Here is an 18,405-nt window from a genome sequence, read left to right as displayed (position 1 = left end):
GAAAATCCTATCTTATCTAGATATCGGTAAACAAGAAGGCGCTAAAGTACTGGTCGGTGGTGAACGAGCCACACACGACGGTGATCTGGGTGATGGCTACTACGTGCAGCCGACTATCTTTAAAGGCACTAATGACATGCGCGTGTTCCAAGAGGAAATCTTTGGACCGGTGCTTGCGGTGACGACCTTTAAAGATGATGAAGATGCGATGAGAATTGCCAACGATACGTTATATGGTCTGGGTGCTGGTATTTGGACGCGTAGTGTACATAAGGCGTATCGCTTCGGCCGTGGTATTCAAGCGGGCCGCGTATGGACGAACTGCTATCACATTTATCCATCACACTCTGCATTCGGTGGTTATAAACAATCTGGTATCGGCCGTGAGAACCATTTGATGATGCTTGATCATTATCAGCAAACCAAAAATATGCTGGTGTCTTACGATCCTAAAAAAATGGGGTTCTTTTAAACTCATTGAAGTAAAGTTTTTAAAGGGTGGTGATTAATATATTAGTGAGTCAGGCCTGTAAATCTAAGAGCAGGCTTGACGCATTGATGTTTTATCAATCTTAAGGTTACTTTGATGAGAGCCTGCCAGTTCATTATTCATTGGCTGAGCTTTGGAGAATACCATGCCTAAAAATGCTAATGGCCAGATGAATGGCGCAGCAGGAAGCACTCAGGCTGAAAAAGACTATTTTGCTAAAAGACAACTCAAACAAGGTGCAGTCGGCTGGGTGCTATTAATAGGCCTTGGTGTTGCCTATGTCATTTCTGGAGATTTTGCAGGTTGGAACTTTGGGCTTGCTCAAGGTGGTTGGGGTGGGATGTTTGTTGCCACCATTGTGGTCGCTATAATGTATCTTTGTATGTGCTTATCTATGTCAGAAATGGCGACAATGTTACCTACCGCAGGTGGTGGTTATAGCTTTGCCCGAACTGCCTTTGGTCCTTTGGGCGGTTATTTAACGGGTACAGCAATTTTAATCGAATACGCTATTGCACCAGCTGCTATTGCCGTATTCATCGGTGCCTACTGTGAGTCTTTATTTGGCATTGGTGGGTGGATGGTATATATAGCTTGCTATATTGTCTTCATAGCCATTCATTTGAAAGGTGCTGGTGAAGCTTTAAAAATTATGTTTGGTATCACTGCTATTGCTTGTATCGCACTGGGCGTATTTATAGTAGCAATGATTCCTCATTTCGACAGTAAAAACCTTTTTGACATCGCAGTTGGCAATCAAGCAGGCGCAAGCTCATTCTTACCATACGGCTATATCGGGATTTGGGCTGCTGTGCCATACGCTATTTGGTTCTTTTTAGCCGTTGAAGGCGTACCCTTAGCAGCTGAAGAGGCCAAAGACCCAGCTAAATCGTTACCACGTGGATTGATTGGCTCGATGTTGATACTCGCAACATTTGCCATTCTTATCCTATTTTTGGGACCAGGAGCAGCTGGCGCTGATGCGTTAAAAGACTCAGGCGCACCCTTAGTAGATGCTTTAGCATCTGTATATGGAAGCAATTCTTGGTTAGCAAGTTTTGTAAATTTCGTTGGTTTGGCTGGTTTAATTGCGAGTTTCTTCTCGATTATTTATGCCTACTCTAGACAGATATTCGCCTTGTCTCGTGCAGGATACCTACCCAAAAAACTGTCATTAACCAACAATAATAAAGCCCCCTATTTAGCGCTTATCGTTCCTGGAGTCATAGGCTTCCTGTTATCACTCACAGGTGAAGGAGACCTTCTTATTCTCATGGCTGTATTTGGTGCAACTGTGTCATATGTTCTCATGATGGCATCTCATATTAAATTACGTTTATCTCGGCCTGATCTTGCTCGCCCCTATAAAACACCCGGTGGCATTTTCACTTCAGGCATCGCTTTAGGTTTGGCATTGCTTGCCGTAATAGCAGGATTGATGGTAGATCCTAAAGTATGGTTTATGGCCGCTGGTATTTATGTCGTATTTATTCTTTATTTCGTTATATTTAGTCGGCATCATTTAGTCAGTGGTACACCAGAAGAGGAGTTTGCGCAAATAGAAGCCGCAGCGGATGAATTGAGTTAAATAGACTAATTATAAAATTACTGATTATGATGTTGTATAAAGTAATTAGACGCTTCTCACATGATTTTAAGTTTCAACTTGGTTGGAACTTAAAGTTTTGATAATTTGAAATATATAGTTTCGTTGGCAACTCACATATTAGAACCAATCAATGTGATTACGCAATAAAGGTGGTTAACATGGCATATAAACATACCGTAGGACAGCGAAGCTACCAATTTAAAGACTTAAAAACCTTGCTGGCAAAAGCATCACCTAGACGCTCGGGTGATGAGCTAGCTGGAGTAGCTGCCAGCGATGCAACTGAGCGCGTAGCAGCACAAATGGCGTTAGCAGACTGTTTATTAACTGACTTTTTAGAAGACTTTTTAATACCCTATGAGACGGATGAAGTCACTCGCCTCATCATGGCACAGCATGACCCTCAGGCGTTCTCTAAAATATCCAGCTTTACTGTTGGAGACTTAAGAGACTGGCTTTTAGGAGAGTCAGCGACCACAGAGACCCTATCCGAATTAAAATATGCCTTTACACCTGAGATGGTAGCAGCGGTCAGTAAAATAATGCGGGTACAAGATCTTATCTTGGTAGCGAAAAAATGTCGCGTGGTCACTAAATTTCGTAATACCATCGGTCTAGAAGGATCTCTATCCACACGACTACAGCCCAATCATCCAACCGACGATCTATTGGGTATTTCTGCAAGCATCATTGATGGATTGATGTATGGCAACGGTGATGCGGTCATTGGGATTAACCCTGCTACCGATAACATCCAGAACCTATCTGAACTATTGAAACTGCTAGACCATGTGATCTCCGAATATCAAATTCCTACTCAGTCTTGCGTCTTAACCCATATCACGTCCGCTATACAGTTAATCAATAAAAACGTACCAGTCGATTTGGTTTTCCAGTCCATCACAGGTAGTGAAAAAGCGAATACCAGCTATGGCATAAACTTAGCGATGTTAAGAGAAGGCTATGACGCTGCCACGAGTCTCAATCGTGGCACGGTAGGCCAAAACGTCATGTATTTTGAAACAGGTCAAGGTAGTGCGTTATCCAGTAATGCTAACTTTGGCGCTGATCAGCAGACGCTTGAAGCCAGAGCTTATGCTGTGGCTAGAGAATTTAAACCCTTATTGGTTAATACCGTGGTTGGTTTCATTGGACCTGAGTATCTCTTCGATGGTAAACAAATCATTCGAGCAGGATTAGAAGATCATTTTTGTGGCAAGCTTCTTGGCGTACCCATGGGTTGTGATATTTGTTATACCAATCACGCTGATGCAGATCAGGACGATATGGATACGTTACTGACGTTGCTTGCCAATGCTGGCATTAACTTCATCATGGGTATCCCAGGCTCAGACGATGTCATGCTGAATTATCAGACGACTTCATTTCATGACGCTCTATACATTAGACAACTTCTTGGTCTTTCCCCTGCCCCTGAATTTGCGCTTTGGCTGAGTAATAACGACATCTATACCCAATCTGGCAATAGCATTAATTGGTCAGATAAGCCGTCTGCCTTACTGTCAGGAATAATGGGTAGTAAGCTTACTTAAGCGAGAGTATAGAAAACGTCGATACACTATAAAGAGAAATGCTATGTCCATTGATTACTCACCAAACAAGACAGCACTGACTGTCAAAGAGCATGTCAAATCGAATACAAACAGTGCTAGTGATTTAGTCCATTTAGATCCTTGGGAAAAGTTAAAACAATACACAGACTCTAGAATTGCTTTGGGACGTGTTGGCTGTAGTGTCCCCACTAAGCCCTTGCTCAAGTTTCAGCTTGATCACGCTGAGGCTAAGGATGCTGTATTACAAGATTTGGATGTTGATTCTTTAGTCGTGAAGCTTTCTGAGCATTGCCGCTCATCTATAGTAGAGCTAGATTTAGAACTGGTTGCAGAGAGTTCAGATCAGATAAGCAATCAAGATGATCAGATGAGTGATAACTTGACAATACTGAGAGTCACCAGCCAAGCGCAAGATAAATCTGAATATCTTAAACGTCCAGATTGGGGCAGACTTCTTAGTATGGAATCCGCTAAGCAATTGGAAATATTCGGTAAGGACAAGTCTTACGATGTTGCTATTGTTATGGGAGATGGCTTATCAGCGAGAGCAATAGCTGAGAATGCTCCCAAACTTGTTGCAGAACTCATCTCACTTTTTAATGAGAAAGGTTGGACTATCGCACCCTTAGTCATTGCTACTGGTAGCCGTGTCGCTTTAGGGGATGAGGTCGCAGAGCGTCTTCATGCCAAAATGCTGGTCATGCTGATCGGAGAGCGTCCAGGTTTGAGCTCTCCTGATAGCTTAGGTATTTACTATACTTGGGATGCTCAATCTTCGAGTCATGATGCTATGAGGAACTGCATCTCTAATGTGCGCAGTGCTGGCCTGCCAACCAGAGTGGCAGCAAGTCGTCTCTTAGCATTAATGGAGAAATCCTATGAGCTCAAGTTATCTGGGGTTGAGCTAAAAGATGAGCAGGAACTACCAGTATTAGATCAAGATCAAACAGCGATCAAACTATTATGATGACGAAAAAATATTATACAATGTAACCGAAAATGCGAATAACATAGTCTGATGTTACGATGGCTGGGCTGTCGTAAGCATTGGGATATTTCATGTCAATAGAATAGCTCGCTAGGTATAGAAATGCCTGCTTGATCGCATAGACTTCAAAGGTTGTACATAGCGTTTCAAGAGTGCTCATAATACGCTGAAAGATATTCAGATGTGAGTGATAAACACTAGTAGATAGAGCGATTAAAATAGTGGCAGTGTAAGACATTAAAAAAGGCGCTGCCCATTTAAGGAAGCGCCTTACCAAATACTCTTACAAATATTAAACGGCTGAAATCGTTTCATCTTTTCGCAGAGTAAGAACCTCATAGCCATCAGATGTGACAGCAATTGTATGTTCCCACTGCGCAGATAACTTTTTATCGTTGGTAATTACTGTCCAGCCATCTTTTTTGACTTTAACTTTAGCCTTACCTTGATTGATCATAGGCTCAATGGTGAATGTCATACCTTCTTCTAGAACTAGACCTTTTCCCAAATGTCCGTAATGAAGCACTTGCGGTTCTTCATGCATTTCACGTCCAATACCATGACCACAATACTCCCGCACTACAGAGTATCCCTGTTTCTCAGCATAACTTTGAAGAGCATGACCAACATCACCTAGCGTCGCTCCAGGTTTCACTGCTCGTATTCCTTCCCACATAGCTTCATAGGTCTTATCAACCAAACGTTTTGCGAGGGGTGACACCTCACCTATCAAATACATTTTGCTAGAATCGGCAATAAAACCACCTTGTTCTAGGGTAATATCCACATTCACAATATCACCTGATTTAAGTATTTGCTGGTCTGAAGGAATACCATGACAGACCACGTTATTCACCGAGGTATTTAATGCATACTGATAGCCATACTGACCTTTACTGGCTGGGCGTGCACCTAGCTGATCGACAATATAGCGTTCGGCAAGATCATTAATATCCATCGTAGAGATACCGACTGTGATTTTTTCGTCGAGATAATCAAAGACAGAGGCTAGAAGCTGTCCCGACTTGAGCATGATTTCCAATTCCGCTGCATTTTTAAGTATGACCTTATCCATCTATAAGGTTCCTTACATTAATATCAGCTTGTCTCATTTGCTCATTGATAATTTGGTTATAAGACATATTGGGATTAGATTCAGCAAGCATTCCTATCTTGATCCAATATTCAGCTTGTGCGTTGATAGAGCGCACCATGACTGAGCTTGCTTTACGAATTTCTTCGTGCAGCTCATTATCAATTTTAACAATACCCATATAAAGCTCTTAATATACGAAACGCATATGAATCGTATACCTATTTTTATCTAGTTGCAAGAAGTAGTAAGTTAATGCAATGGAATAGTTTTTTATTGCCTATTAGGCTATGCCCTACGAGAACTAGTCATAGATAGCTTCTAATCAATTAGTTGAAGCCATAAAAAAAAGCTGAATAATCAGCTCCTTTTTTATACTTTACTTTGCTTTAACTACCCTAACTCACAGCCGTCACGCTTACATCGCTGTTTCGTATTGCATGACAGCACATATCTTAATCGGTACGGCAAACCTCCATGGCATGCCAGCGCTGCAATAAAAATACCCGTCACTATATGACACAATATACGCCGTAAAATCATTACCACAATGATCCATCATGGCTTGTTCATCATTTTCATCACAAACTGCACACCATATATCCTGATCACCTCGTGCTAGCATTGCCCGTGTTAAATCACTCCCTTTTAATTCGTTGTACATCATCAGCTCCTTAGTCATTCTAAACCCTCTAAAAACAACGTGTTCTTAAAGCATTGATTCCAATATTACCGAATTTTCTATTTTGGTATGAGCGATAAGCAACGTCTTTTTTTGAGTGAGAATTAAGATGCGCAAAGCATTGCTTATTGTTTAATAGTCGTATATTAGCGCGGATAATATATTGTAAAACACCGGAAGCAAAACTGTAACATATAAACGTAAAATTCATGACAAACGGTGAAGTTGTTACGACAAATGGTGCAACTAAACAAATAAATTTTAGATAAACTATATTTAGACTGAGTAATAGAAAACACATGTTCACTAAACAACGCTAGATAAAATTATTATTATTCTCCAACCCTATGATATATAAGATTTGTAGTAGATTATATTATCTATATGGCTCCACCACATTGCCCAACAATTTATTGTAAAGTCTTATCTTAAAACCTAGCTTTTCATCATAAATCGAAGCAGTCAAATCAGGTACAATAATGATTATGACAACCTCTATAACGCCTAATTCTCGGAAAATTATTCATATAGATATGGATGCTTTTTATGCCAGCGTGGAGCAGCGTGATTTTCCTAAATTACGAGGCAAGCCATTGGTCGTTGGTGGCGATCCGAATGGTCGCGGTGTCGTCGCAGCAGCCAGTTATGAAGTACGCAAATTTGGTGTACGTTCTGCTATGTCTTGCTATGAGGCACGCAAACGTTGTCCAGAAGTAGTATTTGTAAGGCCTCGTTTTGAAGTTTATCGAGCAGTGAGCGATGAGATTCGCCATATTATGCACCTCTTAACCCCAAACGTTGAGCCATTATCGCTAGATGAAGCCTATCTAGATGTCACAGGACTGGAAGTCCATAAGGGCTCAGCGACGTTGATGGCCAATTGGCTGAGAGCTCAAATACTAGAGCACACAGGACTGACAGCGTCTGCTGGCGTCTCATTTAACAAAATGCTGGCTAAAATTGCTTCAGATATCAATAAACCTAATGGCATTGCGATTATCACGCCCACAGATGCGGATGCCTTTATTAGCACCTTACCTATTGAGCGCTTTCACGGTATCGGTAAAGCAACTGCTAAGCGCCTACACGCGATGGGCGTGAACGTTGGTGCCGATCTACGGAAGATGCCAGCAGCGGTATTGGTACAGGAATTTGGCAAACGTGGCCAGTTTTATCATGACATCGCACATGGGCGTGATGAGCGCGCTGTCAAACCTGAGCGTACGCATAAATCCATTGGCTCAGAGACTACCTTTAGAGACAATCTAACGGATGACAATGCGTTACGAGTACAGATTTATGAGCAGAATGAAGATGCTTTTAATCAAGTACAGAAAAAACAGCTAATCGCCTACACCATTACGCTCAAAGTTAAATATGCAGACTTTACTCAAATAACACGCTCTCACACATTATCGACTGCTTTTGACAGTGCCAAATCTGCGCACTATTGGTTGGACAAGCTATTTTTAGATATTCCTCGTGAGCTATCCATTCGCTTAGTGGGTGTCACTTTCTCTTCCCTTGCACCCGCTGCACAATTACTGCCTCAGTTAAATTTGTTTGAATAACTTCATAGACGACTGGTATTAAGCAGTTTTTTTGATGATTATTATATAATAACTGATAGCAGCTATTTATATTATTGCTTAGGCTATTTTAAAGAAACTACTGTACTTGTATGCGCATGAGTCGCTATTAAACTGTCCTCTCACAATCTCATTTCTGCTACAATTACATCAAAATTTATATTCATTTAAAGACTCATTATGACCGACATACATGCTGTAGACGCTGAAACCAACGCCTTAATTGATACTAGTAAAGATAACGATACCTTAGATTACTTAAGCGTTGATGATTACGATTATGAGTTGCCGGATAGCCTAATTGCACGCTATCCATTGTCGCAACGCTCTGCCTCCAAACTACTATACTTGCCTGCCTACCAACAGAAAACCACTACTACTGTAGAGGATCGTTTATTTGCTGAGCTGCCTGACTTGTTAAGTGCTGGAGACCTCATCGTATTCAATGACACTAAAGTGATGAAAGCACGGTTATTCGGCCAAAAAGACACTGGCGGTAAACTTGAGGTGCTCATTGAGCGGTTGGTTGGTATTTCGGACTTGGATACAGCAACGCTGCACTTAGAGGACATGACTGATAAGCCAATCAATCAAGAGCATATTGCGCTTTGCCATGTAAAAGCCAGTAAAGCACTTAAGCTTGGACAACGTTTACAACTCGCCGATGGTCATATGAGTGTGACTATGATTGGTCGTCAAGACAATTTATTTATCTTAGCTTTCGATGCGCCTATCTTGCCGCACTTAGAGCTTTATGGTGAGTTGCCTATCCCGCCCTACTTTGAACGCCATGCTGACGATACAGATAATGCTCGCTATCAAACGGTCTTTCATGACCCAACCAAGCTAGCGAGCGTGGCAGCGCCTACTGCAAGCTTACATTTTGATGACTTAGTACTCAGTAAACTGAATGAAAAAGGTATTAATACCGCCTTTGTCACTTTGCATGTCGGCGCTGGTACATTTGCGCCTGTAAAAACAGACAACTTACTCAATCACACCATGCATAGTGAGTACGCACATCTACCACAAGCCACCGCCGACCTAATCAATCAAACGCATGCTAATGGTAAGCAAGTTATCGCTATTGGTACGACGGTTACCCGCGTGCTCGAAACAGCTTATCAAAAAACAGCCAATGATAGACAGGCGCTATCTAGTTGGTCAGGCGACACTGATATATTTATTTACCCAGGATTTAAGTTTGGTGTGATAGACAAACTGTTAACCAACTTTCATTTACCTAAATCCACGCTATTAATGTTGGTGTCGGCATTTTCGGGTAAAGACACGATAGAGCATGCTTATCAACATGCTATTAAAGAGCAATATCGCTTCTTTAGTTATGGCGATGCAATGCTACTTGAAAAAAAATAAGCTTAAACATTACTTAAACATTTTTTGTATTGTTCACAACAGTTGTGAAATAAACTGGTAAACTAAGCGGTATTTTGTTATAACAGCAAAGATAACTTATATTCTAAAGGGCGGCACATGTCTGGTCATTTATCTCATCGTTTGACTAATATACATCGCGCGGTATCGGTGGCACTACTTTATTCTGTAGGTTATGCCGCCTTAGTGTCGAGTGCACAAGCGGCAACGATAGGAAAGACTGTCGTTACTTCTGCTCAGCATGAGCCTCTGGTAGCGAGCATTGCTGTTTCAGATATTAGAGCAGCTGACTTTTCAGCAAGCTTGGCAAACTCTACTATCTATCAACAGATGGGTCTCACCCAGACTGACTCAATGAGTGTGCGCTTTCAGCCTACTTCAGCGACCAGTGGTCAGGTATTTATAACGACTTCGCAGCCAGTATCTAAGCCTTTTGCCGATGTGGTTCTGACTCTAAATGATAAAGGTCAACACAATGTTATTCCTAAGACATTGTTAATGCCGCTTAATGATAATGTGCCTGTTGAAGCAACTAAGAATACCGTTACTAGCGCAAAAAAACCCAGTTTACCAAGTGTATCCGCAAGTATTGCCGAGCCATTAACCGTCAGAAAAGGTGCGCCACCACCGTTTATATCAGCGCCTAATGTATCAACGAGCGAGTTAGTTGCCTCTAAATTGCCAGCGCCGAGCATGCAGTTACCTACCGTGGGTACTGCGGCGCAAGGCACCAATCTTGCTTATGCACCGAGTCGTTTGGATAATGGTCGCCTGAGCAATAGCGTTGAGACAAATAATACCAATATTAATGACAATAAACCGAATTCAGCAAGCCGATTAGACAATGGTCGTTTGAGTGCAGATAAGAATGTTACGACAATCGGCACCAATAATACCGACCTTAATAAAAATAAAAATACGTCGATTACAGCGCTCACTGACAAAAAATTCGATATTTTAAATATACAAATCACCCGCCAAATACAGCCAAGTAGCAAGTCAGATAATGGCATAATGACTGCTGTGCCTATGATGCCCGCACCAAACGATAATAAAGCAAACATATCCACGCCCGATCTCGACACTAGCAATGACACCGCTACTGCTACTCCGACGAATAATATACCTGCTAACATTGCTGCACCTGCATCGCCTAACACCAATGTTGCCAATAGTGCCTCTGATAATACGGCAAGCAATACTGCGGCTGCCCAGTATCAGGTACAGCGCAACGATAGCCTATGGGTCATTGCTCAGCAGATAGCACAAGAAAATGATCTCGATGTGCAAACTGTGATGAAACAGATTCAATCACAAAACCCTGATGCTTTTATTAACAAAGATGCCGATCAATTAAAAGCAGATGCCAAGCTTAGCTTACCTAGCTATGATGTCGTGCCATCACAACAGAAATTAGAAGCGGCTATTAGTGCACAAAGACAATATAACCGCAGAGCAAACACACCAGTGGTAAAAAAAACAGCTAAGACACCAGCTAAAAAAACTGCTGAGAAACCTCAAGCAACGAAACAACGTAAAAAACCAATGATTACAAAGACACAAACATTACCAAAAGCACAGTTTTCTGTGCTAGCTCCTGGTCACAATGGCAGTGCAGATGGTACTCAAGCGAAATCTGCTTCGGCAACAGGTAATGGTCTTAGTACAGATGTATTGGCAACACTCAAGGCATCAAGAGAAAACGCAGCCTTACAAGCTCAGCGCTTATCAAAAACCAGTAGTGTCCTTGATAGCTATACTAAAAAAATTCAACTACAGAACCAAAAACTGGCTGAGCTACAAGCTCGTCTCAAAAAACTACGCAATCAATAATTGCCTGACTAATCAATGCAATACGCCGTGATCATAGGCGTGGGAGTAACTATGGACAACATGCTATATATCATCGCTGGATTGGTACTTATTCTACTAGTAGTTGGTTTAGTACTGCGCAAAAACAAAGCGCAAAAATCATCACCACAACCATTTGCAAAGTCGGAGCAAAACGCTGCTACGACAACTCCGGACCATGGTTCTCCTGCCCAAAGCAATAAAGCTGAAGATAAGTTCAATCATATTATGATTGCGCAGCGTTTTATGGATCAACAACGCTATGACAAAGCGATTGAGACACTCAATCGTGGCCTAAGAGATCAACCAAATGATGGTGAATTATCGCTCAAGCTGCTTAGCATATATGCGACCATCAATCAGCCAGAAAACTTCAATAAAGTTTATGATGCCATCAAAACGCAAAGCGACCCAAAGAGTGTCGCTCTAGCTGATGAGTTAAAAGCTTTATTTTCTGAAGAGCAGAATCAAGTTGCGGCAAAAGAGGCACCAGTAGAAGATAATAGCGGTTTTGAAAGCATAGATTTTGACTTACCAACTAGCCAAGTCGATAGCAATAACGGTACTCTAAGTGGTGAGCCTATCGTTAGTGCGATATCTTCAAATGATTCTCCAAAGGCAACCGCTCCTGATGACAAAGTAAACGATAGCTTTGATCTTACACTGAACGATCTAGAGAGCGGTTTCAACAAACCTGCTGCAACCAATACAGCGCCTGTCGCATTAGATGTGACAGAAGATGAAAGTATCAATGTATCTACTGTTGATACTCCTACCGAAGATGACGAGCTTATTGATTTCGACTTTAGCTTTGATTCACCTGAAGAAACGAGTACGCCAACAGAGCCTTCTATAGACGCAGCTTCATCTGATCATGCTACCGAAGATATGATGCTAGACAGTGAAGATTTCGTCTTAGATTTTGATAATTTAGCGACTGATGCTGATCAAAGTACTGAAGAGAACATTACTGAAGAATTGGTTATTGATGCGTTCGAAAGTGATGCAGCAGAAGACTTTGTATTACCTTCAGACAATATTGATACGCCAAGTAGCACAGAAACGTCGTTAGAAATTGAAGAAACTACCTTTGCAGAAAATAGTGATAACTTTGTTCTTCAAGACAGTAGTTTTGAAGAACAAAGTTTTGAGGACAGCGATTTTGAAATAGAAGATCTTGAAAAAATTGATGTTGAAGAGCCAATGCTCAACGATAGCAACTTACCAGAAACACTTGCTAATGGGTTTGCTGCTATACCGACTGACACGCCACTGTTCGATGACAACAGCCTAGTAAGTGATGAGTTTGCTGTAGAGCCTTTGACTGCAGCTAGCCCAGTCGATATCGAGACTGACATTGTAACTGACGAAGTGGACGAAACTCCTGAAACTGCAGAGGACTTCTCATCGCGTTTTGCAGCAGATTTTGATTTTGTAAAATCATTAGACAGCAACCAAGTGACTCTTGACTTGGCTGGCCAATATCTGCAATTGGGTGAGTATGACAGCGCCAAACGCTTACTCAATGAAGTGATTGCCCATGGCGATAGTGAACAGCAAAGCCAAGCGCAAGTACTACTTGAGCGCACTGCCTAGTAAACAACCAGTTTTCTCATCAGCAAGTATTCTACTAACATAGAATACTTGCTGATTTTTTTTGCATTTACCCTTTATACTATCTATTATTAATAAAGCTTATTGAGTACATTCTAGACGTCCTTTTCTTTCATACTTAATTATTACACCAATACTATGCCATCTCCTGCTATGACAACGACCATATCTAACCCTATTCAACTGATTTATGCTGGTGGTACTTTTGGGAGCTACGGAAGACCATTAGCTCCCTTAGCAGCAGATGTGTTTTTGCCAACATTGCAGACACTGATGCTTAATCAGGATAATGCAGCCAAGCACCCAAGTATCTCTTGGCTAGATAATGCATTAATTAAAGACAGTAGCCAACTCACTCCAAGTGACTTTATCCACTTTTATCAGCTGTTACTGACTGCTTATGCTCAAGGTGATAGGCGATTTGTGTTAATTACTGGTACGGACACCTTGAGCTACTTAGGAGCATTTTTGGCAGAAGCCTTTGCAGGTAGCGATATTTGTGTCATCGTCACTGGCAGTATGCGCCCATTGTTAGACAATGAAGTACTACAGTCCTATACTATCGACACTCACAGTGATGCTTGGGACAACCTCAATCATTCGTTAAAACTGGCAGCGGTAGGTGAATCGGGTGTCAAAATTAGTTTTGGTGGTGAATCTTGGCCTGCACAAACGGTACAAAAGATTCATAGTCATGATTTGATGGCATTTACTGGGCATTCTCGAGCAGCCTATCCAGCAAATAGCTATATCAAAAATCTACCAGATACCCGCCGACAGCATTGGACTGATGATCAGCAATCCTTACTTGCCAGCATTCGAGCGCGTGCTGAATCCAGCCGTATTCATGCACTATATTGCTTACCTAATGATACCAACGTCATCAATACTCAGCTACAAGCGCTCTTATCACACCCACCCTCTGGCATTATTCTACTGGGATTTGGGGCTGGTAATGTTCCTTATTCCGCAGCACTAGCAGAAACATTAGAGCTGCTTCATAAAAAAGGGCACATCGTAATATGTGCTAGTCAGTGCCCATTTGGCGGTGTTAGCGATAGCTACGCGGCGGGTAGTTGGCAATATGACCATCATGTCATTGCAGGTGGACGTCTAACGATTCCGGCAATTTATGCGCGATTATTATGGCTGTTATTGCGTTACGACACTCCGGCAAGACGCAAACAGCGTTGGTTGAATAATGTCAGTCAGACTGGCACCAGCATCAAAAAACGATAAACTACTCTTAATCCCCTTAACTTTAGAAGTTTAAAAATCACCATGTCTGAAACTGAAATTATCGAGTCTGAATGTTCGCCAATTTATACTTTAGCGATTGCTATTGAATTTTTGGGCACACATTATCATGGCTGGCAGCGACAACGAGAAGTGATGGGTGTACAAGAAGCACTCGAAACGGCTATTAGCAAAGTTGCCAACGAATCCGTAGAAGTCATCGCAGCTGGGCGTACTGATGCAAGCGTGCATGCCAGTAATATGATTGCTCATTTTACGACTCACGCTTATCGCCCTACCCATAATTGGTTGCGTGGTGTGAACAGCTTGCTACCTGACGACATTGCACTACGCTGGATTCAACCGATGCCCGCTGACTTCCATGCGCGCTTTGGCGCTATTGCCCGCCGTTATCGGTATATTACTCTGAACCAACCACAGCGCCCTGCGATACTCAATCATCAAGTCACGCATATCTACGAACCACTCGACTTAGCAGCAATGCAATTGGCAGCATCTGATATCGTTGGCACTCATGATTTTAGCAGCTACCGTGCCGCAGCTTGTCAATCCAATCAGCCAGTGCGTACCATCAGCCATGCTAGGCTTTTTAAACATGGTCAGTTTATTGTGTTTGATATTCAAGCAGATGGATTCTTACATCATATGGTTCGCAACTTAATGGGTACCTTATATACCATTGGTAGACATGAATTAGTACCAGACGATTTTTTGAATATTTTGCATAAAAAAGACCGTACGATTGCACCGCCGACCGCCTCTGGTGATGGTTTGTACTTCATTAATGCTTATTACCCTGAACGTTTTCAGCAGATATTACCACAGGCACCTTTGACCCCTATCTGGCTAAACCTACCTGACTAAATTAATATGGGCTGGCATACATATCACTTACAGACTGTCAAGTCAAAACCCGGTTCCGTATTGCTTTAACCTGCTAACTTACGTATAATATGGGCTTATTTTTAATTGATTGATACAAATTATGGCAAAAGACGATATTATCGAATTTGAAGGCGAAGTCATTGATACCCTTCCTAATACTTTATTTAAAGTTCGTTTAGAAAACGGACATGAAATCATTGCGCACATCTCTGGTAAAATGCGTAAGCATTATATCCGCATCTTGACTGGTGATAAAGTTAAGGTCGAAATGACGCCTTATGACCTGTCTAAAGGTCGCATTACTTATCGTGGTAAGAACTAATTTTTTATTGACTAAAATGGTTATAAAAGCATTTATATAAACACAGCCAGTTGTCGAATGACACTTTTATCACTGGTATAAATGTTTGAGTGGTTTGACTGATAATAATAATGAAAATGCTAAGCTACTCATTATTTCCTATCAATATTTTAGTTATTTGAATTCCGTTTTTACCATAAAAAATACCGCTCAATATCAGCGGTATTTTTTTGTCTATTTTTTATGATTTAGCTTATTTATGTTTAGCTAAATTCGACAGTTGCGCCGTTTTTAATCACACCTAAAAGACTAATTGCATCCCAGTTGGTCAGACGCACACAACCAGCTGATGCCTGACGACTGATACGAGCAGGATCTGGTGAACCATGAATCCCATAAGTTGGTTTACTCAGTCCAATCCATACCGAACCAACTGGATTGTTAGGGCCTGGCGGAATGATAGACTTACGACCGTCATTGCCTGTATAGGTATAATTAGGCTCGTGTACTTTCACCTTTACAGTATGCGTGCCTGTCGGCGATGGTGTCGCTGTACTACCCACTGTTGTTGGATAACTAGCAACTAACTTATTGTTTTCGTCATAAGCATAAAGTGTCTCAGTGTCCTTGTCAGCGACTACTCGGCTGACAGGCTTGGTGTTAGGGTTGCCAGGGTTATATACCGTAATAATTTCACCAGCAGTAAAGCTGGCATTGGGATTAAGAGATTTTAGATATTTCTCACTAATATGAAATTTTTCTGCAAGTGCCTCAGTGAGGCTTTCATAATACATTCCTTCGAGCTTGGATTTGGCCACAGAATCAGCAGGTATACTCGTAGTTTTGACGTTTACATCTGCATCAGTTAGCTGATAACTAACTAACACTGGTTGAGCGATAAGCTTTTCATTTTTAATCAGTGCTTGCCACGTTTCATTGTTCAATGTGTCAGTTACAGTCAGACCATTCGCATTTTGAAATGCTTGCATGGCTTTTCGGGTATTTTTTCCCCAATATCCATCAACAGGCCCTACCCCATTATGATACCAGTTCAATAAGGCTTGCAGTTTCGTTCCCATATTACGATCTATATCAGCGTCCGTAGTCCAATTGATATTGTTCACTTCTTTTGCCGTGTCTGATAGGTTTTCAGTTGTGTATTTTATGGTAGGCAATAGCTTATTTAATGATGTTGCAGCTTTACTATCCCCTGTTAATTTTTGGCTTATCCCATTCGTCACTGGACTCACTTCTGTCGGAGCTGTAGCGCTATTATCTACAATCATGCTATTAGTTGGTTCTGCTGCAATGCCCTGCCCCATAAAGACGACTGTAGAGAATCCAATCATTGCTATCGCGGTGCTTAATTTTTTTAATTGATACATGTGATACTCCTAATTTTTGATAATTTTTTTTGTTTTTTTTCAGTTTTTATTATGCATAAACTCTTATTTTTAGACGTTCAAACTTTTAATGGTTATAAAGCTTTTTCTATTAACTTCCTTATAAAATGATAAATACATCTATCCATTTATTATTAATCAATATTGCCATATTCCTCTGTGGTCATATAACAACTTTGTGTTAATGAGCGCCTTACACGATAGTAGCTGTGTTAAAACAAGTGCTTTTTTACAACGAGGTGGGTGAGTATGTTACGGATGATAAAACACTCAGATAAGCACGAAAAAACCCATAATCTGCTGAGCAAATTATGGGTTTGCAACTACAAGAATTTATGAATATTAAATAACTCAGTCTAAAAATAAGACGGAGAAAATTTTAAGCTATACTAGGGCGTGTCCTCAATTCAATCGATAGTTATCTAAATGGGTTAAAAATGAGGACAAGCCCTAAAAATATGCTGATTAAACCAGTTTAGCCAATACTGCTTGACCCATTTCTATACAACCTACTTGCTTAAGTCCAGCTTCAGTACTATCTAAAATATCAAGCGTACGTAGACCATCATCAAGCACATCACTGACTGCTTGCTCAATGGCTTTAGCGGCCTCTTCTTGCTTAAAAGTATAACGCAGCATCATCGCAACAGATAAGATGGTCGCCAATGGATTAGCTTTATCTTGTCCTGCGATATCAGGTGCTGAACCATGGCACGGCTCATACATCCCTTTACCTGCCACATCTAGACTGGCTGATGGCAACATACCGATAGAGCCGGTTAGCATCGCCGCTTCGTCAGACAAGATATCACCGAACATATTGCCCGTTACCATCACATCGAACTGCTTAGGATCTTTGATCAGCTGCATACAAGCATTGTCAGCGTACATGTGCGATAACGCCACATCGCTATAGTCCGCTTGTTGCATCTGGGTCATCGTCTGCTTCCACAGCTCTGTGACTTCTAATACGTTTGCTTTGTCCACTGAGCAAACTTTAGGCGCTGTACCTGCTGCTTGCGCACGTGTTTTTGCCAATTCAAAAGCAACTTTTCCGATACGTTGAATCTCGCTCGTACTATACACCATGGTGTTATAGCCTTGCTGCTCGCCATTCTCTAATGTACGAATACCACGCGGCTCACCAAAATAAATACCACCTGTCAGCTCACGAACGATAAGCAAGTCTAAACCTGAGATAATTTCAGGCTTGATACTAGAGGCATTAGCAAGCTGTGGATAAAGCTTTGCCACACGTAGATTAGCAAACAAACCAAGCTCACCACGAATTTTTAGTAGACCACGTTCAGGACGTTTGCTACGCTCAATACCATCCCATTTAGGGCCGCCAACAGCGCCTAGCAATACGGCATCTGCAGCACGTGCACGCGCCAGAGTCTCATCAGGTAAAGGCTCACCAGTTGCGTCAATAGCTACGCCACCAATCAATCCAGACTCAAGTGTCAAACCTAATGTAAACTTATCGTTCACAGCATTAAGCACATCAATGGCTTGAGTCATGATTTCAGGGCCAATACCATCGCCTGCTAATGTTAAAATCGTTGCCATACTGATCCTTGGGTAAGTAAGTTTTATTTATAATACTGCTATAAGCACATGATAACTTTTAAAAGATAATTACTCGTGTAATGAGCTACACGAGAAAAAGAAATT

The 18,405-nt window shown here is 41.5% G+C and carries 17 protein-coding genes; 11 read left to right on the top strand and 6 right to left on the bottom strand.

Annotated elements, in window-relative coordinates; all coding sequences use genetic code 11:
- From I6E83_RS14140 to eutC, 4 genes are all read left to right on the top strand, one after another.
- Positions 1-472: aldehyde dehydrogenase family protein (locus I6E83_RS14140; RefSeq protein WP_197102835.1), on the top strand; the 472-nt coding region annotated here is incomplete at its 5' end.
- Positions 473-659: 187 nt separating this feature from the next.
- Complete coding sequence (gene eat, locus I6E83_RS14135; protein ID WP_197102839.1) at positions 660-2,078, top strand: ethanolamine permease; 1,419 nt, start codon at positions 660-662, stop codon at positions 2,076-2,078.
- A 179-nt stretch (positions 2,079-2,257) separates the two neighbouring features.
- On the top strand, positions 2,258-3,652 hold the full coding sequence (locus I6E83_RS14130; RefSeq protein ID WP_197102834.1) for an ethanolamine ammonia-lyase subunit EutB: 1,395 nt from the start codon (positions 2,258-2,260) through the stop codon (positions 3,650-3,652).
- A gap of 43 nt (positions 3,653-3,695) precedes the next feature.
- A complete protein-coding gene (gene eutC / locus I6E83_RS14125) occupies positions 3,696-4,640 on the top strand; it encodes an ethanolamine ammonia-lyase subunit EutC (RefSeq protein WP_197102833.1) in 945 nt (314 codons plus the stop codon).
- A 13-nt stretch (positions 4,641-4,653) separates the two neighbouring features.
- On the opposite strand, the gene I6E83_RS14120 is transcribed toward eutC, so the two are convergent.
- The 4 genes from I6E83_RS14120 to I6E83_RS14105 all read right to left on the bottom strand — a co-directional run bounded on the left by I6E83_RS14120 (position 4,654) and on the right by I6E83_RS14105 (position 6,418).
- Positions 4,654-4,821, bottom strand: a complete 168-nt coding sequence (locus tag I6E83_RS14120) for a hypothetical protein (RefSeq protein WP_197102832.1) — start codon at positions 4,819-4,821, stop codon at positions 4,654-4,656.
- A 132-nt stretch (positions 4,822-4,953) separates the two neighbouring features.
- Entirely contained in the window at positions 4,954-5,736 is a 783-nt protein-coding gene (gene map / locus I6E83_RS14115; protein WP_197102831.1) for a type I methionyl aminopeptidase, read from the bottom strand.
- Positions 5,729-5,935, bottom strand: a complete 207-nt coding sequence (locus I6E83_RS14110; RefSeq protein ID WP_197102830.1) for a ParD-like family protein — start codon at positions 5,933-5,935, stop codon at positions 5,729-5,731. The genes map and I6E83_RS14110 overlap by 8 nt, the downstream gene beginning before the upstream one ends.
- A gap of 237 nt (positions 5,936-6,172) precedes the next feature.
- A complete protein-coding gene (locus tag I6E83_RS14105; protein ID WP_197102828.1) occupies positions 6,173-6,418 on the bottom strand; it encodes a hypothetical protein in 246 nt (81 codons plus the stop codon).
- A 503-nt stretch (positions 6,419-6,921) separates the two neighbouring features.
- On the opposite strand from I6E83_RS14105, the gene dinB reads away from it, so the two are divergent.
- The 7 genes from dinB (at position 6,922) to infA (ending at position 15,349) form a co-directional block, all read left to right on the top strand.
- Positions 6,922-8,007, top strand: a complete 1,086-nt coding sequence (gene dinB / locus I6E83_RS14100; protein WP_197102826.1) for a DNA polymerase IV — start codon at positions 6,922-6,924, stop codon at positions 8,005-8,007.
- 198 nt (positions 8,008-8,205) lie between these two features.
- A complete protein-coding gene (gene queA, locus I6E83_RS14095; protein WP_197102817.1) occupies positions 8,206-9,402 on the top strand; it encodes a tRNA preQ1(34) S-adenosylmethionine ribosyltransferase-isomerase QueA in 1,197 nt (398 codons plus the stop codon).
- Between the two features lie 117 nt (positions 9,403-9,519).
- The gene (locus tag I6E83_RS14090; protein ID WP_197102815.1) at positions 9,520-11,253 is read left to right on the top strand and encodes a FimV family protein; all 1,734 of its coding nucleotides are present in this window, start codon (positions 9,520-9,522) and stop codon (positions 11,251-11,253) included.
- 51 nt (positions 11,254-11,304) lie between these two features.
- The gene (locus tag I6E83_RS14085) at positions 11,305-12,867 is read left to right on the top strand and encodes a FimV/HubP family polar landmark protein (RefSeq protein WP_197102813.1); all 1,563 of its coding nucleotides are present in this window, start codon (positions 11,305-11,307) and stop codon (positions 12,865-12,867) included.
- 171 nt (positions 12,868-13,038) lie between these two features.
- Positions 13,039-14,124, top strand: coding sequence for an asparaginase (locus tag I6E83_RS14080; protein ID WP_197102811.1), 1,086 nt, complete (start codon positions 13,039-13,041; stop codon positions 14,122-14,124).
- Positions 14,125-14,166: 42 nt separating this feature from the next.
- Positions 14,167-15,006: a tRNA pseudouridine(38-40) synthase TruA gene (truA, locus tag I6E83_RS14075; RefSeq protein ID WP_197102806.1), complete on the top strand. Its 840-nt coding sequence runs from the start codon at positions 14,167-14,169 to the stop codon at positions 15,004-15,006.
- A gap of 121 nt (positions 15,007-15,127) precedes the next feature.
- Entirely contained in the window at positions 15,128-15,349 is a 222-nt protein-coding gene (infA, locus tag I6E83_RS14070) for a translation initiation factor IF-1 (protein WP_021814850.1), read from the top strand.
- Positions 15,350-15,591: 242 nt separating this feature from the next.
- Here infA and I6E83_RS14065 read toward each other — a convergent pair whose 3' ends face one another.
- A complete protein-coding gene (locus tag I6E83_RS14065; RefSeq protein ID WP_197102805.1) occupies positions 15,592-16,713 on the bottom strand; it encodes a L,D-transpeptidase family protein in 1,122 nt (373 codons plus the stop codon).
- Between the two features lie 483 nt (positions 16,714-17,196).
- Positions 17,197-18,300 (bottom strand): 3-isopropylmalate dehydrogenase, encoded by a 1,104-nt coding sequence (gene leuB / locus I6E83_RS14060; protein WP_197102804.1) that lies wholly within the window; start codon positions 18,298-18,300, stop codon positions 17,197-17,199.
- Positions 18,301-18,405 lie beyond the last annotated feature (105 nt).

The organism is Psychrobacter sp. SZ93C1 (genome assembly GCF_015864635.1).
In the GTDB taxonomy this organism is placed as follows: domain Bacteria; phylum Pseudomonadota; class Gammaproteobacteria; order Pseudomonadales; family Moraxellaceae; genus Psychrobacter; species Psychrobacter fozii.
This window is presented reverse-complemented; position numbering and strand designations above follow the sequence as displayed.